The following is a 22,179-nucleotide window of genomic DNA, read 5'->3' on the forward strand; positions in this document are numbered from 1 at the left end:
TTGATATTTACTTGAAATCACTTTTTGTAAAATACAAGTCGGTTATAAAATTTATCCTTACGTTTTTGTTGGTATACATTGCGCTTACCGTAGGATATAAGTTTTATTTGCAGTTTTCGGACGGTTCTCAATATTATCCCGATTATTTTACAAATTTGGTAGCCAAACAATGTGAGGCGGTACTAACCACATTTGGCTATAACACCCAAGTAGTACCGCATCCCAAAGAGGCTTCCATGAAGCTTTTGGTAAACGGAAACTATTTAGCAAGGGTAATAGAAGGCTGCAATTCCATTAGTGTTATTATTTTGTTTCTGTCGTTTGTTGTGGCATTTTCAGGAAAACTCAAAACCACGCTCCTGTTTATTTTTGCTGGCAGTGTGCTAATTTATACTATCAATCTTTTCAGAATTGTGTTTTTGGCGATGGGATTATATCATTATCCCGAATATCAAGATGTACTGCACACCGTAATTTTTCCTGCCATTATTTATGGCACGGTATTTTTACTTTGGGTATTTTGGGTAAACAGATGTTCTAAATTAAACCAAAACGATGCCTAAGCCATTAAAATACATATTACTAATAACATTGGTTGGATTACTGGTTTTAATTCGGTTTTTTGAAGACGACCTATTTTACGATCCTTATTTAACCTTTTTTCAAAACGATTACCTCTATCTCGACAGCCCTAGGCGAGAAGTGGTTAAATTAATATGCTTTACATCATTAAGATATGTTTTAAACACTATAATTTCTCTGGGAATTCTTTACACCGTATTTAAGGACATCAATATTGTGAAGTTTTCGAGTATTATTTACGCCATCGCCTTTGTTATTTTAATGCTACTCTTTTTATATTTCGTGTCTAACCCAAAGCAAGAAGAGTATTATCTGTTTTTCAATATCCGTAGATTTTTAATTCAGCCACTACTTTTAATTCTGCTATTACCTGCGTTTTACTATCACAAAATAAAAGGGAATTAGTTTTTTGGGCATTCCCACGCCTAGGGGCGTGGTCGGGCTTTCCGCTATATCTTTTTGTGAAGCATTCCCGAGTACGTTTCAGGATTTCGTGCCCAAACAGTAGTAGGCTTTTTATTAAGGTTTAGTATGTTAAAGCTTCACAAAAAGGATGCCGCTGCAATCCCTAATGCACTTATCAGCAAACGCCTGTGCTATCCTAATAGTTAAGAGTCTACTTGCCAAAGCTACAGCTGTTAATCATTTTATAAATAGTAATGCTTCAAATGTAATTTTTGTAATTTTGCAACGTAATGAAAAACGTAATACATAAATTATGTTCATTTAGCCTCGCATTGCTAGTGCTATTTTCAACATTGTCTTTCACTGTTGAAAAGCATTACTGCGGCGATACTCTAGTGGATGTTGCTATTTTTTCTGAAGCCAAAACCTGTGGTATGGAGATGGATGGCCCAAAGCAGCCAAAACCATGCTGTGATGATAAGGTTGATGTTGTTGAAGGACAAAACGAATTGAAATTATCGTCATTTGAAGATTTAGACTTAGAACAGCAACAACTTTTAGTTGCTTTTACATGTTTATACATCAATGGTTTACAATATTTATCAAGAGAAACCATTCCACATAAAAATTATGCTCCTCCAAATCTGGTCTACGATATCCAAGTTTTAGATCAGGTATTTTTGATTTGATTAATTCCTGAGAACCCAGTGATCTCGTCCTCTTACGGATGGGTGTGTCTTTAGATTTTCACTTCTGTGAGAATACAAGGTAATTAATTATCAAATCAAATACATCAAAATGAAACATACATATACAGTTACAGGCATGACCTGTAATGGTTGCAGAACTTCAGTAGAAGACAAGCTAAATGCGCTTCCAGAAGTTAAACATGCTTCAGTAAACTTAGAGGCTGCAGAAGCTACAGTTGAAATGTCTCAGCATATTTCAATAGAAACAATGCAAAATGCACTTCCAAATAAATATACAATCTCAGAAAAGAATGTTTTTGCAAGCACAACAGAAATTCAAACTGTGGCAACATCAGAATTGGAAGAACTATTTCCCCTGTTTTTAATTTTTGGTTATATCATTATAGCATCGGTATTGTTGAATATCAAACCTTGGGATACTGATGGGTTTATGCTGGATTTTATGGGGCTCTTCTATATTGTCTTTAGCTTTTTTAAACTTTTGGATTTAAAGGGCTTTCCAGCATCTTTTAGAATTTACGATCCTGTAGCAAAAGTAATTCCAATTTACGCGTGGATATATCCGTTTATAGAAGTTGCACTTGGGCTTATGTTCTTAATGCGAATTGAAATTATGCTAGCACTTTTTGTTACACTCATTATTCTAGGTATAACTACTATTGGTGTTACTAGAACTTTGTTGCAAAAAAAAGCGATTCAATGTGCTTGCTTAGGAACTGCTTTAAAGTTACCAATGACCAAAGCCACGTTTATTGAAAATAGCATTATGATTGTGATGGCGGTGTTTATGCTAATTAAATGGTATGCCTAATGAAATATCTTAAACTTATTATGCTGCTATTTCCAATGTTTGGGTTTTCACAGGAAACTATTTCAGGTAAAATCACGGAGGCCAATAATGGCGATAATAACATGGGAATAGCTGGGGCAAACGTGTATTGGCTAAACACCCAAGTGGGTACTGTAACAGATGTTGATGGTAATTTTACCATTGCCTATCAACGCTCTTATAAAAAGCTAGTAGTAAGTTATGTGGGTTACAAAACCGATACGCTCACTATAAACACGCCCAAGTTTATACGTCATAAATTACAACCTAGCGATGATTTGGATGAGGTGGTTGTAACGTCTAGAAAGCAAACCACGGCAAAATCTTATCTAAGAGCAGAAAATGTAATAACCGTAAGCAGTGATGAGCTTTTAAAAGCGGCCTGTTGTAACCTCTCTGAAAGTTTTGAAACCAATCCTTCCATTGATGTAAATTTTGCTGATGCTATTTCTGGAACGCGCCAGATTAAAATGCTTGGGCTTACAAGTCCGTATATCTTAATAGCTACTGAAAATATACCGTCTATTAGAGGAGCTTCACAAGCTTATGGTTTAAGTTTTATTCCAGGTACTTGGGTAGAAAGTATCCAGATTACTAAAGGCGCAGGAAGTGTTGTAAATGGGTTTGAAAGTATTGCGGGCCAAATAAATACAGAGTTGGTGAAACCTTCATTAGATGATAAATTATTTGTGAATTTATATGCAGCTACAAATGAACGTTTAGAATTAAATACACACATTAATACAAAAGTTAGTGATAGGTGGCATACAGGCTTGTATCTTCACGGAAATACACATCAAAAAAAGCATGATGTAAATGATGATGGATTTTTAGATATGCCACTATTCAATCAAATTAATGTGATGAACCGTTGGCAATATGTTGATACTCAAAAAGGTTTTGTGAGTTTTGTAAATTTAAAATTTTTAAATGATGAAAAGCAAACAGGCGAACTCGATTTTAATCCAGATACAGATAGGCTAACAACAAATGCGCCTGTGCTGAGCGGCGCCGAAGTATGGGGAAGTGAAATTGATACTAAGCGCTATGAGATTTCTGGTAAATTTGGTTATGTAAATCCAGAAGTGCCATGGCAAAGTTTAGGGGTGCAAACAGCCTTTAGTAGTCATACACAAGAATCGTATTTCGGATTAAATACTTACGATATTAAACATAATAGTTTGTATGCTAATGCTATTTACAATTCAATTATTAGCGACTCGCGTCATAAAATAAAAACAGGAATAAGTTATACTTACGATCATTACGATGAATTTGTAAATGTTGTAGATTATAAAAGAACCGAAAATTCGATAGGTGGTTTTTTTGAGTATAACTATAATAATTTAGAACTTTTTAATATTACCGCAGGCGTTCGCATCGATCATCATAATTTGCTAGGTACATTTATAACCCCAAGAGTGCACGCTAAATACTCACCGTGGAGCAAATCGGCGTTTAGAGCATCTTTTGGGAGAGGAAAGCGAAGTGCTAATATTTTTGCTGAAAATCAAAGTTTGTTTTCAACATCAAGGCAAATTAATATTTTAAATTCAGGTGGAAATATTTATGGATTAGATCCTGAGATTGCTTGGAATTATGGACTGTCCTATTTGCAAGGATTTAACTTATTTGGCAGAAAAGCAGATATTACTTTTGATTATTACAAAACCGATTTTAAAAATCAAGTTGTGGTAGATTGGGAAAACCCACAAGAAATCAGTTTTTATAATCTCGAAGGCAAAAGTTTTGCTAACAGTTTTCAAGCTGAATTAAATTATAATGCTTTTGAAGGCTTTGATTTAAGAACTGCGTATAAATTTTACGACGTACAAACAGATTATATTACAGGACGATTAGAAAGACCATTAACTCCAAGACATCGCATATTTGCCAATTTAGGATATGTAACAAACCTTGAAGAAGGAGCGAAGAGTAGATGGAAATTCGATGTTACTTATAATTGGTTAAGCAATCAACGATATGCGTCTACAGCTAGTAACCCTGCGCAATATCAATTACCAGAGAGAACACCAACGGTAGCAACGCTAAATGCCCAAATAACAAGAGTATTTTCTCCTAAATTTGAAGTATATTTAGGTGGAGAAAATATTACCAATTTAAGGCAGCCTAATCCAATTTTAGGGGCTGATGACCCGTTTGGTGCAAATTTTGATTCTACTTTTGTGTACGGTCCAATTTTTGGGAGTATGTATTATGCAGGACTACGATATAGAATAAAATAGATTAAAATAATTTGTCATTCCTGCGAATGCAGAAATCTATTAAATTAAAAGCTGATACTAAAAAATGGATTTCTACTTTTACAGTGTCAACAAAAATAAAAACCATGAAAAATATAGTAATAATAGCATTAATGCTAATCGGAACAACAACCTTCGCTCAAAATAAAAACGCTAAAGCGTCTATGGAAGTAGATGGTGTTTGTGGAATGTGTAAAGCACGAATTGAAAAAGCCTGTTTAAATACCAAAGGTGTAAAATGGGCGAATTGGAATGTAGATACGCACGAGTTAAAACTCATTTTTGATGAACGAAAAACAGATACTACGGCCATAAAAAAGGAAATACTTGCAGTAGGACATGATATAAAAGAAGAAAAAGCAAGTGATGAAGCTTATGCAACAGTACATGCTTGCTGTAAATATCGCGATGAGGATATTAAAGAAGCGCACGATGAGGAAAAAGATAAATCCTAATAAAGCTTACCTTTTATAGTAATGCCCAAAACTGAATACAGTATTTATGTTATTGAACTAAAAAAACGTGTTTTTACAGAAAACGCTAAATTTAGAGCAGCTAACCCTCAATTCAATGGTGTGTTAGAATGTTTATATGTTGGTATGACCAGTAAAACGCCTAAAGAGCGATTTCTTCAGCATAAAACCGGGTATAGAAATAAAAAAGGGCATAAGCTATCGTCTAGTATTGTTGAAAAACACGGTTCTTATTTAAGACCAAGTTTGTATAATCATATAGATCCCATTGCTTCAAGGCAAGAAGCTTTAAAAATGGAAGAAGTTTTAGCTCTGGAATTGCGAAGAAAAGGTTATGCGGTTTGGTTTAATTAATTTAATAGACTTCTAAGTATACTTGCAAAGAAGTTTCTTTTAAAATTGTCATCCTGAACTTGTTTTGGGATCTAAATATCCATTATATGAAAACAACACCAGAACACAACGAGCGTATTAGGACTATGAAATTTTTTTCAGTCTATCCGCACTATGTAAGTAAAGTTGAGAAAAAAGGAAGAACCAAAGAAGAGTTACATCAAGTAATAACATGGTTAACTGGCTTTGATGATACAAAAATCCAAGAGATGATAGATCGAAAAGCCACCTTTGAAGAGTTTTTTAATGAAGCTAATCTAAACCCAAATGCAGAATTAATTAAAGGTGTTATTTGTGGCTATCGCATTGAAGAAATAGATAACGAATTAACAAAGCAATGTAGATATCTAGATAAGTTAATAGATGAGTTGGCAAAAGGAAGAAAAATGGAAAAGATTTTACGCTCAAATTAATTACGGTATATTTTCTATACTTCTTTCTAATAATTTCTATACATAAAAAACGCTTCCAATAATTGGAAGCGTTTTTTAAATATTTATGTTCACTCAACTTATGTGATACGTATGAGTAAGATGCTTATCAATGGCGATTAACCATTACATCATTCCTGGCATTCCACCGCCGCCCATTGGAGGCATTGCAGGAGCATCTTCTTTAATATCGATTAAAGCGCACTCAGTAGTTAAAATCATACCAGCAACAGAAGCGGCATTTTCTAAAGCAATACGCGTTACTTTCTTAGGATCGATAATACCAGCTTTTAGCATATCAACATATTCCTCAGATTTTGCATCATAACCAAAGTCTTTTTTACCTTCTAACACTTTGTTTATAACCACAGAACCTTCTCCACCTGCATTTTCAACAATGGTTCTTAGCGGAGACTCAATTGCTTTGTTTACAATTTGCACACCAGTTGTTTCATCTAAATTATCAGTAGTGATTTTAGTTAAAACATTTTTAGCTCTAACAAGTGCAACGCCACCACCAGCAACAATACCTTCTTCTACCGCAGCTCTTGTTGCATGCAACGCATCATCAACACGATCTTTCTTTTCTTTCATTTCAACCTCTGAAGCAGCACCTACATAAAGTACAGCAACACCTCCAGCTAATTTAGCTAAACGCTCTTGTAGCTTTTCTTTATCATAGTCTGAAGTGGTTGTTTCAATTTGCGCTTTAATTTGATTTACTCTTGCTTTAATATCTCCTGCTTTTCCAGAACCATTAACAATTGTTGTATTGTCTTTATCAACGGTTACTGTCTCAGCAGTACCTAACATTGATAAATCAGCGTTTTCTAGAGTAAACCCTCTTTCTTCAGAAATTACAGTACCGCCAGTTAAGATAGCAATGTCTTCAAGCATTGCTTTACGTCTGTCTCCAAAACCAGGTGCCTTTACAGCCGCAATTTTTAAACCACCTCTTAATTTGTTTACTACTAAAGTAGCTAAGGCTTGCCCATCAACATCTTCTGCAATAATTAATAAAGGACGACCAGACTGTGCTACAGGCTCCAGTATTGGAAGAATTTCCTGTAAGTTTGAAATCTTCTTATCGAATAATAAAATATAAGGGTTTTCTAAATCTGCTACCATCTTATCAGAATCGGTAACGAAATAAGGCGATAAGTATCCTCTATCAAACTGCATACCCTCTACAACGTCCACATAAGTGTCAAGACCTTTTGCTTCTTCAACAGTGATAACACCTTCTTTACCAACTTTATCGAAAGCTTTAGCTATCAATTCGCCAATGGTATCGTCGTTATTAGCTGAAATAGCCGCAACTTGCTTGATTTTTTCAGAAGAATTACCAACTTTTTTAGCTTGCTTTTCTAGGTCTACGGTAATTGCTTCTACCGCTTTATCGATACCTCGCTTTAAATCCATTGGGTTTGCACCAGAAGCAACGTTCTTTAAACCTTCTTTTACGATAGCTTGTGCTAAAACTGTTGCAGTGGTTGTACCGTCACCAGCTAAATCATTGGTTTTTGATGCTACTTCTTTTACCATTTGAGCACCCATGTTTTCGTGTGCATCATCTAACTCTATTTCTTTAGCAACAGATACACCATCTTTTGTTACTTGAGGTGCACCAAAGCTTTTAGAAATAATTACGTTACGTCCTTTAGGCCCTAAAGTTACTTTTACTGCATTCGCTAATGCATCTACACCACGTTTTAATCCGTCGCGTGCTTCAATATCAAATTTTATGTCTTTTGCCATTTTTACTTATTTTTTGTCATTCCCGCGAAGGCGGGAATTTATTTAATTTTAAGTTGAATTTTTGTTTGGATTCCGCATCATACTTCGACTGCGCTAAGTGGGACAATGCGGAATGACAGCATTAATAATTATATAATTGCAAGAATGTCGCTCTCACGCATCATCAAGTAGTCGTTGCCGTCAAGCTTTAATTCTGTTCCGGCATATTTTCCATATAAAACGGTATCGCCTACTTTCACTGTAATTGGCTCATCCTTAGTACCAGGTCCAGCAGCTATAACTTTGCCTTTTTGTGGTTTTTCTTTGGCGTTATCTGGAATAATAATTCCTGATGCTGTTTTCGTTTCAGCTGCAGCAGGTTCAATAAGAACTCTGTCTGCTAATGGTTTAATGTTTACTCCCATTTTGTTTTATATTTTTATTATTAAGGTTATTAATTAACGCTTAAGCGTTAAGCGAAAAATGTGCCATGGTAGGGAAACTGACAAACTTGCAGGCCTAAGTGGCAAAAAAGTGTAAATAAAAAATGCCAACTTTAATGAGTTGGCATTTTTATTAAATTCTTTTATCAGACTTATTGTCCATCTGGGTCTGTGTCTGCAGTTCCTGCTGGACTATCGTTAGCAGGTAACGGTTGTGTGTCTGGTAATGGCTGTGTTGTTTGAGCGTCAGTGTCCAAAGCTTTTGAGTCTACAGTAGCATCTCCAGTACCGATTGCAACGTTTGAAACCAAAATTAGTACCAATAGCAACGTTGCCAAAGTCCATGTACTCTTGTCCAAAAAGTCAGTGGTTTTTTTTACACCTCCTAGTTGCTGCGTTCCGCCACCACCAAAAGATGAAGATAAGCCACCACCTTTAGGGTTTTGCACCATAATTACTACTATTAGCAAAAATGCTACGACTACGATTAAGATTAAAAATATTGTAAACGTACCCATTATTCTTTATTTATTTTGTTCTTGTAATTGTTCTATTGCCTTAATTTGGTTTGCAAAGAAACTACTTTTTTCTGGATATTTCAAACTTAAAATTTTATAGGATTGAATGGCCTTTTTGTAGTTTTTTTGCTCTAAGTAAATGCGCGCTAACGTCTCTGTCATTAAGGTTTCAGGAGGCGTAGTTCGTGCTTTGGCTAAGTTTTCTTTTGAAGCTTTAGTTTTAACGGGTGATATTTTTGGGTTTTCTGCAATAAACTTCTCTATAATTTCACTTTGTTTCAACTTGTCATCAGTTGGATGTGATGCATCTTCTTTTAATGTCAAATTTTCAGAATTGCTACTTCTTTTTATTGGTTTAATGCGTGTTAGTTTCAACCATTCGTTAAAGGAATGACTTTCCCGTCTATCAAATTGCAAAGGTTTTCCTAGGTTCAGTATCTCTTCAGCTGAGGTTTCGTGGTTATCAGTATTTTCCGTGGCATTTTCGATAGACTCTGATTCGTCCAATTTAAAATTGATAGTCCTTACTTCTGAAGGGTCTTTAGGCTGAAACAGTTCGGGGTCTAAAACACCTGTAGTTTGTTTTATTTGCTCCTTTAATTTATCATCAATTTGCTGTCCTTTATTTATTGAAATATCATCAGCACTTACATTAATATCATTAAGATATATGGTATTTTGTTTTATAATTTTAGATATTTCATTTTGAACAAAAACATCCGAGGTAATGAAATCAAAAAGAATACTTCTATCTGTTGTGTAGGCAGCCGTGGTTTTTAAAGCTTGATTGTAATCTGTACTTTCCTCTTGCTTCAAGCCTTTTAAGTATAATGCCCTAGCAGATTGGAAATATGGATACTTTTGAATAATAGAACTTAAGGCCTCAGTTTTTTGAGAGTCAATATTTTGCGGATGATGCAATAAGGATGTAAAGTTGTGACTATTCAAAGTTAATTACCATTTTGCCAAAGAGGCATTAAATATATCTTGTGTTATACGTTCAAAAATTTCTTCTATAGCTGTATCTTTCACTGAGCCTGATAGTTGTGCAGACCCTTCATAATCGTGGAAAAACGAAAAGGTTTGTTCAAACTCTGCTTCGGGGTCGTTCTTATCATAAAAATGTACTTTTACCGTTATCGTTAATCGGTTTTGGGCCGCAGTGAAGGTATTACCATCATTTGAAGATGTGGTTGGCGCAATTCGATACTCCGTGATTTCCCCTTCATAAACAATATCACCATTAGAGTTTACATTGTTTAAATTAGTTTGATTTTCTAAAATAGCAATCATGGTGTTTCTAAACGTAAGATCTAAACCAGGTTCAATTAAAAGAGAGTTGTTTTCAAAACGGTTCACCTGAAATGTCTTAGTGTCTGGCGATATAGATACTCCTGTAAAAGAATAGAAACCACAGCTTGTTACTGTAATTGCAATAAAAATAAATGCTATGTGTTTAATGTATTTCATTTAATTCTAACGGTAAAATTACAAATCATATTGCTTAATCTTTCTATAAAGCGTACGTTCACTTATACCAAGCTCAGCTGCCGCTAATTTACGTTTTCCGTTATGACGTTCTAACGATTTTTTAATCAGTTCTAGTTCTTTGTCTTGTAACGATAAAGTTTCTTCTTCTTCAATTTCTTCTGCAAAATGATATTTATCTTCTATTGACGGCTCATTAACGCGCTCAGGGATTGACAGTACTTCGGCTGTATCTACCACATCGTTTTCTTCAATAGCGAAATCATCTTCGACGTTATCATTATCGCCATATATTTTTTGAATTAAATGCTCATTTTCTTTCTCTACATCTTTGGAATTCCCACTTTTCATGAGTTCCATAGTAAGTTTTTTCAAATCGTTCAAATCACTTTTCATATCGAAAAGCACTTTGTAGAGAATTTCACGTTCGCTACTAAAATCGCTCTCGCTTTTGGAAGTTTTTACAATGGCAGGCAAATTTGCAGCTCCATCAACCGGTAAATACCCTCTTAAGGTTTCAGCAGAAACGGTACGATTTTGTTCTAATACCGAAATTTGTTCTGCTACATTTCTAAGCTGTCTTATGTTACCGCTCCAGCGGTGTTTCAATAATAATTGTACGGCATTATCCGTAAGTTTTACGGTTGGCATCTTATATTTTAGCGCAAAATCGCTGGCAAATTTTCGAAATAACAAATGAATGTCTTCCTGACGTTCGCGCAATGGGGGTAAATGGATATCAACCGTACTTAAACGATAGTATAAATCTTCGCGGAACTTTTCTTTTTCGATAGCTTCAAACATATTGATGTTTGTTGCTGCCACAATCCGTACATCAGTTTTTTGGACTTTGCTGGAACCAACTTTTAAAAATTCTCCATTCTCCAAAACACGCAATAAGCGTACTTGGGTGGTTAATGGCAATTCTCCAACCTCATCTAAAAAAATAGTACCACCATCAGCTTCCTCAAAATAACCGCTGCGGGTTGAGGTTGCACCCGTAAAAGCACCTTTTTCATGACCAAAGAGTTCGCTGTCTATAGTGCCTTCTGGAATAGCGCCACAGTTTACGGCAATATATTTATTGTGTTTTCTATGGGACAAAGAATGGATGATTTTTGGAATACTCTCCTTACCAACGCCACTCTCTCCAGTAACCAACACCGAAATATCAGTTGGCGCCACACGAATAGTTTTTTCTAAAGCACGATTCAGTGCCGAGGTATTACCTATAATGCCAAAACGTTGTTTTATAGATTGTATTGATTCCATTTTAATTGTTTTCTGAAAAGTCTACCGCTTCACCAATTAACGTAGCACTTGTGCAGTTAGTTATTTTCACATTTACAAAATCGCCAACTTTATAATTTCCTTTTGGAAAAACAACTACTGTATTTTGGGTATTTCTACCAGACCAGTGCGCGTTGGAGCGTTTGGATGGTTTTTCAATTAAAACCTCTTCAACTTTGCCAACATGTGCTTGGGTTCTTAGCAGGCTATGTTTTTGTTGCAATACGATAATTTCATTTAAACGACGTTTTTTTGTCGCTTCAGGAATATCGTCTTCCATTTTCCGTTCTGCCAGTGTCCCAGGTCTTTCTGAATATGCGAACATAAAACCAAAATCATACTTCACGTATTCCATCAAACTTAATGTATCTTGATGATCATCTTCAGTTTCTGTTGGGAATCCAGCAATCATATCTTGACTGATGGCACAATCTGGGATGAGACGTTTAATATTGTCAATCAATTCAAAATATTCCTCTCGTGTGTGCAGACGATTCATCGCTTTTAAGATGCGATTGCTACCACTTTGTACAGGTAAATGAATATAATTACAAATATTTCTATGTTTCGCCATTGTTTCAATAACATCCAAAGTGAAATCCTGCGGATTGGATGTTGAAAAACGGAAACGCATTTTGGGTTGTGCAATAGCGCACATATCCAGTAATTTTGCAAAATTTACCGAAGTTGCTTTTTGGATATCGCTGGCTTTATCAAAGTCTTTTTTCAATCCACCACCATACCACAAGTAGCTGTCTACATTTTGTCCAAGAAGTGTTACTTCCTTATAGCCCTTGCTCCAAAGATCATTTACTTCTTCGATAATACTTTGTGGATCCCTGCTACGCTCGCGGCCTCGAGTAAATGGCACTACGCAAAACGTGCACATATTGTCGCAACCACGAGTAATGGAAACAAAAGCAGTTACACCATTGGTATTTAAACGCACAGGTGCAATGTCTCCATAGGTTTCTTCTTTGGAAAGTATCACGTTTATGGCCTCTCTACCGTCTTCAACCTCTGCTAAAAGATTTGGTAAATCTTTATAAGCATCTGGCCCCACAACCAAGTCAACAATTTTTTCTTCTTCGAGAAATTTATTTTTTAAACGTTCTGCCATACAGCCCAAGACACCCACTTTCATATTTGGATTTTGAGCTTGTTTTACGGCATTATATTTTTCTAGACGTTTTCTGACGGTTTGTTCTGCCTTATCACGAATGGAGCAGGTGTTTACCAGAACCAAATCAGCCTCCTCTAAATTTTGAGTAGTGTTGTAGCCTTGATCATTTAAAATAGAAGCTACAATTTCGCTATCGCTAAAATTCATTTGGCAGCCATAACTTTCAATAAAAAGTTTACGGGTATTGCCTTCTTTTTTATCGAGAACCAAGGATTGCCCTTGTTTATTTTCATCTATGATTTTTTCCATAATATATGAAACCGCTTAGGGTCAATAAGTGTGCAAAGATACAATTAAATTGCTTTTTATGACAAAGTGTCATATCTAAAATCAAAGAATTTTATTTTTACATTTTTTTGAAATCATATAGGCTTTTTCACGCAACCATTTGTGTAGTTTTGCATCTAATAGTTATACATCAAATCAAAATCCCAAAAGTCTATGAGAAAAGTATTTTTTACAATTACCATACTGTGTCTCTTTGTAAATATGCGTTGTGAGCCTAATGATGAGGTGCTTAGAGATTCTGATAATTTATTGATAGGCCATTGGTCAGATCCTGAATATGGCGATCAAAGCATCACTTTTAAGCGCGTAAACACCCTTCCTGAAGATAATTATGGGATTTCTTTTAAGTCTAAAAATGAATTTATTGAACGTTCTTCTGGTTTTTACGGAACACCGCCATTAGTATTTTCGGATTATGAAGGAAAATGGCAACTCACTGAAACTATTATAGATATCACTCAAGATCATTTTCCCAATAACTTTGCATGGCGAATAGTGTCGTTAACCGAAACCGAATTAGTCCTTACCAAAGAATTTACAGAACAAGAAAAAGATTATCGCGCACTAATGGATTTGTTTGATGATGCTTTGGAATTGATTAAGGATATTCCATGTGAAAATGCCGAAGATTGGTTTTTTACACCCTATGGTTCTAAAGCTTGTGGAGGCCCACAATGGTTTATTGCTTATCCCAATAGTATTGATACGGAAGCGTTTTTAGAGAAAATTGAAATTTATACCAGAGCAGAGCAAGATTATAATATAAAGTGGAGTATATTTTCTACTTGTGATGTGATAAACCCTCCAATTGAGGTAGTTTGTGAAAACGGGTTTCCTGTTTTAAAATTTTAAAACCCCCAAAATGATAAAAAAAATAAGCCTTTTTGTAGTTTGTATCCTTTGCTTTTTCAATATGCAATGTGATGAAGACGAGATTGTTGTAGATTTTGATAACCCTTGTGACGATGTAGCCATAATAGATGCCATTGCTTACGATAATATAGAATCGGATGGTTTTCAGTTTTCTAAAGTTGAGATAGTAGGCGATTGTCTTGTTGTTTCGGTAGTTGCCTCAGGGTGCTCTGGAGATAATTGGAGTATGATTGTAATAGATTCAGGGGTAATTGCAGAATCGTTGCCAGAGCAACGTTTTTTAAAACTTGAGTTTTTGAATCCTGAATTGTGTTTGGCTGTTATCGAACGAGAAGTTTCGTTCAATTTAGTCAATTTACAAATTGAGGGCAGTAACGAGATTATTTTAAATTTAGAAGGATGGGATAATACGTTAAGGTACTCATATTAGTATCAAAAAAGAACAAACAAACTATAACTATGAAACCAGCATCAATCATTTTAAGCCTTCTGCTATGCGTTACATTTTTTTCCTGTGACGATGGTAGCAACTCAGAGCTTGTAATCGTGGCGACACCAGAAATTATGAGTAAGTCTGATTTTCGCAAATCTGTTGAAGTTAAAGGTACACAACCTATTGCACAACCAGGTAAAATATACATCTATAACAACTATATTTTTGTGGGAGATGTAAACAAAGGTGTACATATTATTGACAATACCAATCCAGCATCTCCGCAACCGCTAAGCTACATTGAAATTCCTGGAAATGAAGATATTTCTGTGAAGAATAATTATTTATATGCCGATAGTGCAACGGATTTGGTGGTGTTTGATATTTCTGATATTAATAACGTTAAACAAGTAGAACGTTTGGAAGATGTATTTGAAATATATAACTATCAAATTCCATTAGAGGCGGAATATACTGATTTTGGAACATTTAATTATGAAACCGATATTATTGTGGGTTGGAGTGTAAAGAGAGAATTAAGAGAAAAGGTAAATGAAGATTCGAGAATTTGGGGTACTGCTGAGGCTTTTGTAAATGATGCAGCTGCGCCATCCAATGGGGGTGTTGGTGGTTCTCTAGCAAGATTTCAAATAGTTAATAATTATCTATATACCGTCGGTCAATATAGTATGTCAATTTTTAATATTCAGAATTTATCAGACCCAGTATTGGAGACTATCCAGAACGCAGGGTGGAATATTGAAACCATGTTTTCTGCAGACGGCTACTTATATTTAGGTAGCACAAATGGTATGTATATTTACGATTTAAGAACACCTTCATCTCCAGAGTATGTTTCGGAATTTACACATTGGGAAGGGTGTGACCCAGTTGTGGTAGATGGCGATTATGCGTATGTAACGCTTAGAGGAGGCAATATGTGTGGGCAAGAAGAAAGCGTTCTTGAAGTTATTGATATTTCAGATAAATCCAACCCTACCTTAGCAAAACGTTATACGTTAGAAAATCCGTATGGACTTGGAGTAAAAGATGATATACTTTATGTTTGTGACGGAACAGCTGGTCTAAAATTATTTAAACGAAATACGCCAGTGGAATTAGATTTGGTTAAAGCACTAAAAGAAGAACGGGCTAAAGATGTAATTCCTTTAGAAAATAGCTTGATAATGATAGGCGAGAATACATTGTATCAATACGAATATATGATCAACAACGTTGCACTTATTAGTGCGTATCCGCTAAACTAAACTCAAACTAATGTTGTTGGAAAAATCTGCCTTCGGGCAGATTTTTTTATGTATAATTGTATCGATATATCGTAAATCAACCAATTAATTGCATGAATTCATACGACGTTCTAAGAGATAGAATAAGAAATGCACCCGACCTGAGTTTTGGAGATATTTTAAATGACGCCATCGAATTGTTTAAAAAAGTTTGGGTAAAAGGATTTTTAGTGATACTTATTGTTGCAATAGCAGGAGTATGCTTAAACTATATATTTCAATCTATTGGTTTAGCTGTTGATCCTGGAATATTGATGGATGGTATAACTTTAGATAGCCTCACAAAGTTTTATTCGCAAAATGCATTGTATAGCCTGCCACAATCTATTTTGGGCAGTACATTAATGATTGTAATGTTAGCTGGATTTTATAGAATGTGCAAACAGGAAGTACAAGGAGAAAACCAAAATGATGATTATTTCTACTTTTTCAAGAAAGAATATTTTTCCAAAGCACTAATGTTAGGTATTATTCATGCTATCATCACCGCTATAGCTCAGGCTTTACTAGTAATTCCTTATGTATATGTATTTGTGCCATTGGCTTACTTTTCCATGATTTTTGCAAATAATCCTGATTTGAGCGAAACAGAAATCGTTAAATTAAGCTTTGCAATTGGTAATAAGAAATGGTTAGTTAGTTTTGGAACCATGCTTATTTGTGCGATTTTAGGGATGCTAGGAGCAATAGCTTGTGTCATAGGTGTAGTGCTTACAATTAGTATAGCCTATTTGCCAGTTTTTTTGATTTATAAAGATGTGATTGGTTTTGATGACGGTAGCGAAATTGATTTTATAGGTGCTAATACAAATGAAGACTCATATTAAATAAAATAAAGATGAATACCATTGAGACATTACTAGAAAAAATAGAGAGAGCCAAGGATTTAGACTTTGGAACTATTTTTAGCGATTCTATTGAGCTATTTAAAAAAGTTTGGGTGCAAGGTTTAGTGATTTTACTTTTGAGTATGTTGTTTATGTTACCTTTTTACTTATTAATGTACGTCCCGCTTTTAGGCATGGGTATTATGGATCCTGAAGCGTTAAATAATGGAGGTGAACCAAATTGGGCAATTATGTTGCCTTTTTATGGATTAATGTTAGTTTTTTCATTCTTTGCAATGATAATTGGAGTAGGATTCAAAGCGGCTTTTTTTAGGATATGTAAGCAAAAAGAATTTAATGAAGCCATAAGCGACGACTATCTTTATTTTTTCAAAAAACCTTATTTAGGAAAAACGGTACAAGTAGGAGCTGCTACATTTTTAATAACTATCGTAGCCTACCTTTTGTGTTTTTTACCAGTGATATATGCCGTTGTTCCAATTTCAATTATTAATGTAATTTACGCATTTAATCCAGATTTATCTGTTTCAGAAATAGTTAAAGCGGGATTTAAATTGGGTAATAAAAAATGGTTAATAACCTTTGGGTTAATGCTTGTTGCTGGATTCTTGGCTGGTGCTGTTGGTATGCTAATGTGCTTTATTGGAATACTTGCTACATCTGCGTTCTCATACATTCCTTTATATATGATTTATAAGGAATCCATTGGTTTCGAAGAAAAAAGCGAAATAGAACAAATAGGTACAGGGGAACTTTAAATAAAGAATATCATATTTTAAAGGCCAAACTTTGGGTTTGGTCTTTTTTTTATGGCCTAACCAGATAGCATTATTGTTAAAACGCGACTATACAATTAAAAGATATTCTCTTGAAAGTAAAGATTTTATACATTACTAAATTCATCATTCTACTATTTTGTTTTCAGTATCTGAAAGCCCAAAATAGCCTTTTGGAAGTAAAATTGAGTAATGATAAATTCGTTTTTCAGGATAAGTATTACACCAACGGCATTCATATTACATACAGAAAAAACCTGAATGAAGATTTTGTTTTTAAAGCACAGGATAATCAACGGTTGCAGCTAAACTTGCAATTAGGTCAAGAAACCTACACCCCTAGTAATTTATGGTCTTTTAATACAAACGATTTTGACCGCCCGTATGCGGGTTGGTTATTTGCAAATGCTGAAATAGTTAAGATAACTTCAAATTCTGCTTTATTTATTGCTTTAGAAACTGGGGTTACGGGAAAAGCTTCCTTTGCAGGAAAGTTACAAAAGGCGTTTCATAATGCACTAAATATCATGCAGCCCACATGGCAGGATGAAATCTCAGATAAATGGCTTGTTAATCTTAAGGCAAAACAGGTATTTAATATTGAACTTAATTCTTGGAGTAGTTTTCAAAATCATACGTCTGCAAGTTTTGGTAGTAAAGACACTTTTATAGAAAACGAAGTGGTGCTATTTTTTGGTAAGTTCAACAAACTTCAAGATTCATACAGATTGAATGCCTTCAATATAGAATCAGAAAAAGAATATTTTGGTTTTTTAGCTTTGGGGTATAGGTATTTATGGTTGAATACTTTAATCCAAGGCAGTCCTTTTAATAACAAAGATATATTTACTTCAATTGCTGAACCTCATATTTTATACGCTCAAATAGGTGGTGTTTTAAAAAGTCAACATAACATTTTTAAACTTGAGTTCAACTATAATTCAAGGGAAACGCCACTTTCCAAATATCATGTTTTTGGAGCGTTCACTTTTGGTTTTTTATTTTAGAAAATCCTCAGAAAGATACTTTATTTCTTATGTTAACATTAGGTAAATTAACGATTAATTAGGCAGATAAACTTTTTTTCATATACATTTGTAGCTTCAAAAAATGACGTATGGCGAAGAATTTAGTAATAGTTGAGTCACCAGCCAAGGCAAAAACTATAGAAAAATTTTTAGGTAAAGATTTTAAGGTAGAATCTAGTTTTGGGCACATTGCCGACCTTCCTTCGAAGGAGTTAGGTGTTGATGTAGAGGGCGACTTTAAACCAAAATATCAAGTTTCAAAAGATAAAAAAGATGTTGTAAAAAAACTTAAAGCACTAGCTAAAAAAGCTGAAATGGTTTGGCTAGCAAGTGATGAGGATCGCGAGGGTGAGGCCATTGCATGGCATTTAGCTGAAACCTTAAATTTAGATAAAGCCAAAACAAAGCGTATTGTATTCCATGAGATTACTAAAGCTGCGATTAAGAAGGCCATTGAAAACCCTAGGGGAATTGATTATGATTTAGTTGATGCACAACAGGCGCGTCGCGTTTTAGACAGAATTGTTGGTTACGAATTGTCTCCAGTATTGTGGCGAAAAGTAAAAGGTGGGCTGTCTGCTGGTCGTGTACAATCCGTTTCTGTAAGATTGATTGTTGAAAAAGAAAGAGAAATTCAAGCATTTACACCTGAAGCTTCATTCAGAATTGATGCAGAATTCTCTAATGAAGACGGACAAACATTTAAAGCAAAACTTCCTAAGAACTTTAAAACCAAGGAAAAGGCGTTTCAATTTTTGGAAAAAAACGTGTCTGCCGACTTTAAAGTTGCAGATCTTCAGAAAAAACCAGCAAAAAAGTCACCCGCAGCACCGTTCACAACATCTACTTTACAACAGGAGGCGTCCAGGAAGCTCTATTTTTCGGTAAGTAAAACCATGACTATGGCGCAACGCCTATATGAAGCAGGTTTGATCACTTACATGAGAACAGATAGTGTAAATCTTTCTGATGAAGCAAGACAAGGTGCGCAGGCCGAAATTGAAAACGCTTTTGGTAACAAGTATAGCAATCCAAGAAATTATAAAGGAAAATCTAAAGGAGCACAGGAAGCTCATGAGGCTATTCGTCCTACCGATTTTTCAAGGCATTCCGTAAATATTGATAGGGATCAGGCGCGTTTATACGATTTAATCTGGAAACGTGCCATTGCGTCTCAAATGAGTGATGCACAGTTAGAGCGCACCAATGTAAAAATTGAAGCTTCTACACACAACGAAACCTTTACTGCAAATGGGGAGGTAATAAAATTTGACGGTTTCTTAAAGGTTTATCTTGAAGGTACTGATGATGAAAATGTAGAACAAGAAGGCATGTTGCCAGCGCTTAAAGTTAATGAAATATTGTTGAACAGTTTTATTTCAGCTACGGAGCGTTATACAAGACCACCAGCAAGATACACCGAAGCCTCTTTGGTTAAAAAACTAGAGGAGTTAGGTATTGGTCGTCCTTCTACTTATGCCCCAACTATTTCAACAATTCAGAATAGAAATTATGTTGAAAAAGGTACTGTTGAAGGCGAAGAACGAGAGTACACACAGCTAAAACTTCAAAACGGAAAAGTTTCAGATAAGACACTAACTGAAAAAGTTGGTTCAGATAAAGGAAAGTTGGTACCCACAGATATCGGAATGATTGTTACTGATTTTCTGGTAAATCATTTTGAAGCTATTTTAGATTATAATTTTACAGCAAAAGTTGAAGAAGATTTTGATGAAATAGCAGAAGGGAAAGAAGATTGGACAGAAATGATGCAATCCTTCTATAAAAAATTCCATCCAGTTGTTGAGGACGTGAAAGAAAATGCCGATAGAGAATCTGGCGAGCGTGTTTTGGGAACTGACCCAAATACAGGAAGACAGGTAAGTGTGCGTTTAGGGAAGTTTGGACCTATGGTACAAATAGGAACCGTGGATGACGAAGAAAAACCATCGTTTGCAAGTTTAAGTCCAGATCAACAATTAAACACCATAACTTTTGAAGAGGCTATGGATTTATTTCAACTGCCAAAAACTTTGGGTACTTATGAAGGTGAAGAGGTAGCTGTTAATAATGGTCGTTATGGTCCTTACGTAAAATTTGGTAAGTCTTTTGTATCGTTACCAAAAGGTCAAGACCCTCTAAGTGTTGAACTGGAAGATGCCATTGTTTTGATAAAGGAAAAGCAAAAGGCCGATGCCCCTGTATATATGTATCAGGACTTACCTGTACAAAAAGGTAAAGGGCGCTTTGGGCCATTTATCAAATGGAACAACATGTTCATCAACGTAAACAAGAAGTATGATTGGGATAATTTGTCAGATACAGATATAGTTGAATTGATTGAAGATAAAATTCAGAAAGAAAAGGATAAATTAATCCACCACTGGGAAGACGAGGGCATTCGTGTGGAAAAGGCAAGGTGGGGAAAACACAACGTGATAAAAGGAAAAACAAAAGTTGAGCTACCAAAAACGGTTGATGTAACGGATATGACTTTGGAAGAGGCAAAGGCTCATATTGAAACCAAGGCACCAAAGAAAAAAACCGCTAGAAAGCGCACCACTAAAAGGAAAACAACAGCCAAAAAAAAATAAATACTTAACAATGGGTATGTTTTGCAATACTGTGATACGCGATATTTGTAAAAGAGCTGTTGTTTTGGATAAAAACATTAGTTAATCAAATTATATTACTTAAATGAATTTTAATTTTCTTTCCCCAGTATCAGACAATGTTTTAGCTCATAACGAACTATTGTCGATGCAAGCACTGGGAAGAAAACTTCATATACACTCCGACCGGAATGGAATTCCAGAATTAGATGGTGTTCAAATTGCGCTTTTGGGGATAATTGAGAATAGAAATGATATCAATTACATTGGTGAATCGTTTCAGCTAGATGACATTAGAAAATCACTTTATGCCCTTTTCCCAGGAAGCTGGAATACTGTAATAGCAGATCTTGGGGATATAAACGCTGGCGAGAGTGTGGAGGATACTTACTTCGCTTTAAAGGAAACTATTGAAATTCTTATTAAAAAAAATATAATCCCAGTTTTATTGGGAGGCAGTCAAGATTTAACCTACGCCAACTATCGTGCATATGATGCATTGATGCCAATGGTGAATTTGGTAAATGTGGACTGTAAGTTCGATTTGGGAGATTCTGCAAAACCGATAAAGAACAACAGCTATGTTGGGAAAATAATATTGGATGAACCTTACAATCTTTTCAACTATGCAAATATTGGTTACCAGACGTATTTCAATTCGCAGGAGGAAATAGATTTAATGGAGCGCCTATATTTTGAATCGTACCGATTGGGTGAGGTTAATAAGGATATAACTATTGTAGAACCGGTATTAAGAGATGCCAACATAGTGAGTGTAGATTTAAATTCTGTAAAAGGGGCAGAAGTAAGTATTAAACAAAAATTTTCTCCAAACGGATTGGATGGTGCAGCTATTTGTGCCATTTCTAGATATGCAGGGATAAGTAATAAGGTAAGTTCTTTTGGTATATATGAATACAAACCATCAGATGATGATGAGATTTCATCCATGCTCATAGCACAAATTATTTGGTATTTTATCGAGGGTGTTAATTGCAGAGTAAAGGATGATGATTTTACCGATGAAAGAAGCTACCAAAAATTCCATACTATGGTAGAATCTCACGAGTTGATCTTTTACAAGAGTACAAAAACAGGACGATGGTGGGTTGAGATTCCTTTTTTAGTCGAAGTAAATAATAAATTGAAAAGACATACGTTATTACCATGCACGCATCAAGATTATCTAGATGCTTGCAATGATAAAGTGCCAAACCGCTGGTTTAAAGCGTTTCAGAAGAATTCTGTGTAATAGACAAAGCATGGTC

23 protein-coding genes are annotated in these 22,179 nt (G+C 35.1%); 16 read left to right on the plus strand and 7 right to left on the minus strand.

All coding sequences use genetic code 11. The features are described from left to right. Nucleotides 1-11: 11 nt before the first annotated feature. From xrtF to AC1B0Z_RS13995, 8 genes are all read left to right on the plus strand, one after another. On the plus strand, nt 12-563 hold the full coding sequence (xrtF, locus tag AC1B0Z_RS13960; RefSeq protein ID WP_483792684.1) for an exosortase family protein XrtF: 552 nt from the start codon (nt 12-14) through the stop codon (nt 561-563). After that, nucleotides 556-987: an exosortase F system-associated membrane protein gene (locus AC1B0Z_RS13965; RefSeq protein WP_483792685.1), complete on the plus strand. Its 432-nt coding sequence runs from the start codon at nt 556-558 to the stop codon at nt 985-987. The genes xrtF and AC1B0Z_RS13965 overlap by 8 nt, the downstream gene beginning before the upstream one ends. 290 nt (nt 988-1,277) lie before the next feature. Then, nucleotides 1,278-1,676 (plus strand): HYC_CC_PP family protein, encoded by a 399-nt coding sequence (locus AC1B0Z_RS13970; RefSeq protein ID WP_483792686.1) that lies wholly within the window; start codon nt 1,278-1,280, stop codon nt 1,674-1,676. Nucleotides 1,677-1,785: 109 nt separating this feature from the next. Then, entirely contained in the window at nt 1,786-2,508 is a 723-nt protein-coding gene (locus AC1B0Z_RS13975; protein WP_483792688.1) for a heavy-metal-associated domain-containing protein, read from the plus strand. Then, a complete protein-coding gene (locus AC1B0Z_RS13980) occupies nt 2,508-4,772 on the plus strand; it encodes a TonB-dependent receptor (RefSeq protein WP_483792689.1) in 2,265 nt (754 codons plus the stop codon). Before AC1B0Z_RS13975 ends, AC1B0Z_RS13980 begins: the two co-directional genes overlap by 1 nt. Nucleotides 4,773-4,876: 104 nt before the next feature. Beyond that, nucleotides 4,877-5,245: a heavy-metal-associated domain-containing protein gene (locus tag AC1B0Z_RS13985; protein WP_483792690.1), complete on the plus strand. Its 369-nt coding sequence runs from the start codon at nt 4,877-4,879 to the stop codon at nt 5,243-5,245. Nucleotides 5,246-5,266: 21 nt separating this feature from the next. After that, nucleotides 5,267-5,617, plus strand: a complete 351-nt coding sequence (locus tag AC1B0Z_RS13990) for a ribose-5-phosphate isomerase (protein WP_483792691.1) — start codon at nt 5,267-5,269, stop codon at nt 5,615-5,617. Nucleotides 5,618-5,703: 86 nt separating this feature from the next. Continuing rightward, complete coding sequence (locus tag AC1B0Z_RS13995; protein ID WP_483792692.1) at nt 5,704-6,069, plus strand: DUF2200 domain-containing protein; 366 nt, start codon at nt 5,704-5,706, stop codon at nt 6,067-6,069. 144 nt (nt 6,070-6,213) lie between these two features. On the opposite strand, the gene groL is transcribed toward AC1B0Z_RS13995, so the two are convergent. The 7 genes from groL to miaB form a co-directional block, all read right to left on the minus strand. Next, entirely contained in the window at nt 6,214-7,845 is a 1,632-nt protein-coding gene (gene groL / locus AC1B0Z_RS14000) for a chaperonin GroEL (RefSeq protein ID WP_483792693.1), read from the minus strand. 128 nt (nt 7,846-7,973) lie between these two features. Beyond that, nucleotides 7,974-8,249 carry a co-chaperone GroES gene (locus AC1B0Z_RS14005; protein ID WP_483792695.1) on the minus strand — a complete coding sequence of 92 codons (276 nt, stop codon included), beginning with the start codon at nt 8,247-8,249 and terminating at the stop codon, nt 7,974-7,976. A 170-nt stretch (nt 8,250-8,419) separates the two neighbouring features. Continuing rightward, nucleotides 8,420-8,785, minus strand: a complete 366-nt coding sequence (secG, locus tag AC1B0Z_RS14010) for a preprotein translocase subunit SecG (RefSeq protein WP_483792696.1) — start codon at nt 8,783-8,785, stop codon at nt 8,420-8,422. A gap of 6 nt (nt 8,786-8,791) precedes the next feature. Beyond that, nucleotides 8,792-9,733, minus strand: coding sequence for a hypothetical protein (locus AC1B0Z_RS14015; RefSeq protein WP_483792697.1), 942 nt, complete (start codon nt 9,731-9,733; stop codon nt 8,792-8,794). A gap of 6 nt (nt 9,734-9,739) precedes the next feature. Continuing rightward, nucleotides 9,740-10,255: an LptE family protein gene (locus tag AC1B0Z_RS14020; protein WP_483792698.1), complete on the minus strand. Its 516-nt coding sequence runs from the start codon at nt 10,253-10,255 to the stop codon at nt 9,740-9,742. 18 nt (nt 10,256-10,273) lie between these two features. Beyond that, nucleotides 10,274-11,545, minus strand: coding sequence for a sigma 54-interacting transcriptional regulator (locus tag AC1B0Z_RS14025; protein ID WP_483792699.1), 1,272 nt, complete (start codon nt 11,543-11,545; stop codon nt 10,274-10,276). Between the two features lies 1 nt (nt 11,546). Then, a complete protein-coding gene (miaB, locus tag AC1B0Z_RS14030; protein WP_483792701.1) occupies nt 11,547-12,995 on the minus strand; it encodes a tRNA (N6-isopentenyl adenosine(37)-C2)-methylthiotransferase MiaB in 1,449 nt (482 codons plus the stop codon). A gap of 192 nt (nt 12,996-13,187) precedes the next feature. On the opposite strand from miaB, the gene AC1B0Z_RS14035 reads away from it, so the two are divergent. The 8 genes from AC1B0Z_RS14035 (at nt 13,188) to AC1B0Z_RS14070 (ending at nt 22,163) form a co-directional block, all read left to right on the plus strand. Continuing rightward, on the plus strand, nt 13,188-13,886 hold the full coding sequence (locus AC1B0Z_RS14035; RefSeq protein ID WP_483792703.1) for a hypothetical protein: 699 nt from the start codon (nt 13,188-13,190) through the stop codon (nt 13,884-13,886). Nucleotides 13,887-13,896: 10 nt separating this feature from the next. After that, the gene (locus AC1B0Z_RS14040; protein ID WP_483792704.1) at nt 13,897-14,337 is read left to right on the plus strand and encodes a hypothetical protein; all 441 of its coding nucleotides are present in this window, start codon (nt 13,897-13,899) and stop codon (nt 14,335-14,337) included. 29 nt (nt 14,338-14,366) lie between these two features. Then, on the plus strand, nt 14,367-15,608 hold the full coding sequence (locus AC1B0Z_RS14045; RefSeq protein ID WP_483792705.1) for an LVIVD repeat-containing protein: 1,242 nt from the start codon (nt 14,367-14,369) through the stop codon (nt 15,606-15,608). Between the two features lie 92 nt (nt 15,609-15,700). Next, complete coding sequence (locus tag AC1B0Z_RS14050; protein WP_483792706.1) at nt 15,701-16,474, plus strand: hypothetical protein; 774 nt, start codon at nt 15,701-15,703, stop codon at nt 16,472-16,474. Between the two features lie 11 nt (nt 16,475-16,485). Then, the gene (locus AC1B0Z_RS14055) at nt 16,486-17,253 is read left to right on the plus strand and encodes a hypothetical protein (protein WP_483792708.1); all 768 of its coding nucleotides are present in this window, start codon (nt 16,486-16,488) and stop codon (nt 17,251-17,253) included. Nucleotides 17,254-17,363: 110 nt separating this feature from the next. Further along, the gene (locus AC1B0Z_RS14060; protein WP_483792710.1) at nt 17,364-18,278 is read left to right on the plus strand and encodes a lipid A-modifier LpxR family protein; all 915 of its coding nucleotides are present in this window, start codon (nt 17,364-17,366) and stop codon (nt 18,276-18,278) included. 110 nt (nt 18,279-18,388) lie between these two features. Continuing rightward, complete coding sequence (topA, locus tag AC1B0Z_RS14065) at nt 18,389-20,893, plus strand: type I DNA topoisomerase (RefSeq protein ID WP_483792712.1); 2,505 nt, start codon at nt 18,389-18,391, stop codon at nt 20,891-20,893. A 103-nt stretch (nt 20,894-20,996) separates the two neighbouring features. Then, nucleotides 20,997-22,163: a formimidoylglutamase gene (locus tag AC1B0Z_RS14070; protein ID WP_483792714.1), complete on the plus strand. Its 1,167-nt coding sequence runs from the start codon at nt 20,997-20,999 to the stop codon at nt 22,161-22,163. Nucleotides 22,164-22,179 lie beyond the last annotated feature (16 nt).

This window comes from Hyunsoonleella sp. J2K-J805 (assembly GCF_057167125.1).

Bases quoted from the DNA above. Each gene is read 5' to 3' on its own strand.
- secG (WP_483792696.1), bottom strand. From the start codon at position 8,785: ATGGGTACGTTTACAATATTTTTAATCTTAATCGTAGTCGTAGCATTT.
- topA (WP_483792712.1), top strand. From the start codon at position 18,389: ATGGCGAAGAATTTAGTAATAGTTGAGTCACCAGCCAAGGCAAAAACT.
- AC1B0Z_RS14035 (WP_483792703.1), top strand. From the start codon at position 13,188: ATGAGAAAAGTATTTTTTACAATTACCATACTGTGTCTCTTTGTAAAT.
- AC1B0Z_RS13970 (WP_483792686.1), top strand. From the start codon at position 1,278: ATGAAAAACGTAATACATAAATTATGTTCATTTAGCCTCGCATTGCTA.
- AC1B0Z_RS14070 (WP_483792714.1), top strand. From the start codon at position 20,997: ATGAATTTTAATTTTCTTTCCCCAGTATCAGACAATGTTTTAGCTCAT.
- AC1B0Z_RS14005 (WP_483792695.1), bottom strand. From the start codon at position 8,249: ATGGGAGTAAACATTAAACCATTAGCAGACAGAGTTCTTATTGAACCT.
- AC1B0Z_RS13980 (WP_483792689.1), top strand. From the start codon at position 2,508: ATGAAATATCTTAAACTTATTATGCTGCTATTTCCAATGTTTGGGTTT.
- AC1B0Z_RS13990 (WP_483792691.1), top strand. From the start codon at position 5,267: ATGCCCAAAACTGAATACAGTATTTATGTTATTGAACTAAAAAAACGT.
- AC1B0Z_RS14040 (WP_483792704.1), top strand. From the start codon at position 13,897: ATGATAAAAAAAATAAGCCTTTTTGTAGTTTGTATCCTTTGCTTTTTC.
- AC1B0Z_RS13985 (WP_483792690.1), top strand. From the start codon at position 4,877: ATGAAAAATATAGTAATAATAGCATTAATGCTAATCGGAACAACAACC.
- AC1B0Z_RS14050 (WP_483792706.1), top strand. From the start codon at position 15,701: ATGAATTCATACGACGTTCTAAGAGATAGAATAAGAAATGCACCCGAC.
- AC1B0Z_RS13975 (WP_483792688.1), top strand. From the start codon at position 1,786: ATGAAACATACATATACAGTTACAGGCATGACCTGTAATGGTTGCAGA.
- AC1B0Z_RS14045 (WP_483792705.1), top strand. From the start codon at position 14,367: ATGAAACCAGCATCAATCATTTTAAGCCTTCTGCTATGCGTTACATTT.
- miaB (WP_483792701.1), bottom strand. From the start codon at position 12,995: ATGGAAAAAATCATAGATGAAAATAAACAAGGGCAATCCTTGGTTCTC.
- AC1B0Z_RS14025 (WP_483792699.1), bottom strand. From the start codon at position 11,545: ATGGAATCAATACAATCTATAAAACAACGTTTTGGCATTATAGGTAAT.
- AC1B0Z_RS14020 (WP_483792698.1), bottom strand. From the start codon at position 10,255: ATGAAATACATTAAACACATAGCATTTATTTTTATTGCAATTACAGTA.
- AC1B0Z_RS13995 (WP_483792692.1), top strand. From the start codon at position 5,704: ATGAAAACAACACCAGAACACAACGAGCGTATTAGGACTATGAAATTT.
- AC1B0Z_RS13965 (WP_483792685.1), top strand. From the start codon at position 556: ATGCCTAAGCCATTAAAATACATATTACTAATAACATTGGTTGGATTA.
- AC1B0Z_RS14055 (WP_483792708.1), top strand. From the start codon at position 16,486: ATGAATACCATTGAGACATTACTAGAAAAAATAGAGAGAGCCAAGGAT.
- groL (WP_483792693.1), bottom strand. From the start codon at position 7,845: ATGGCAAAAGACATAAAATTTGATATTGAAGCACGCGACGGATTAAAA.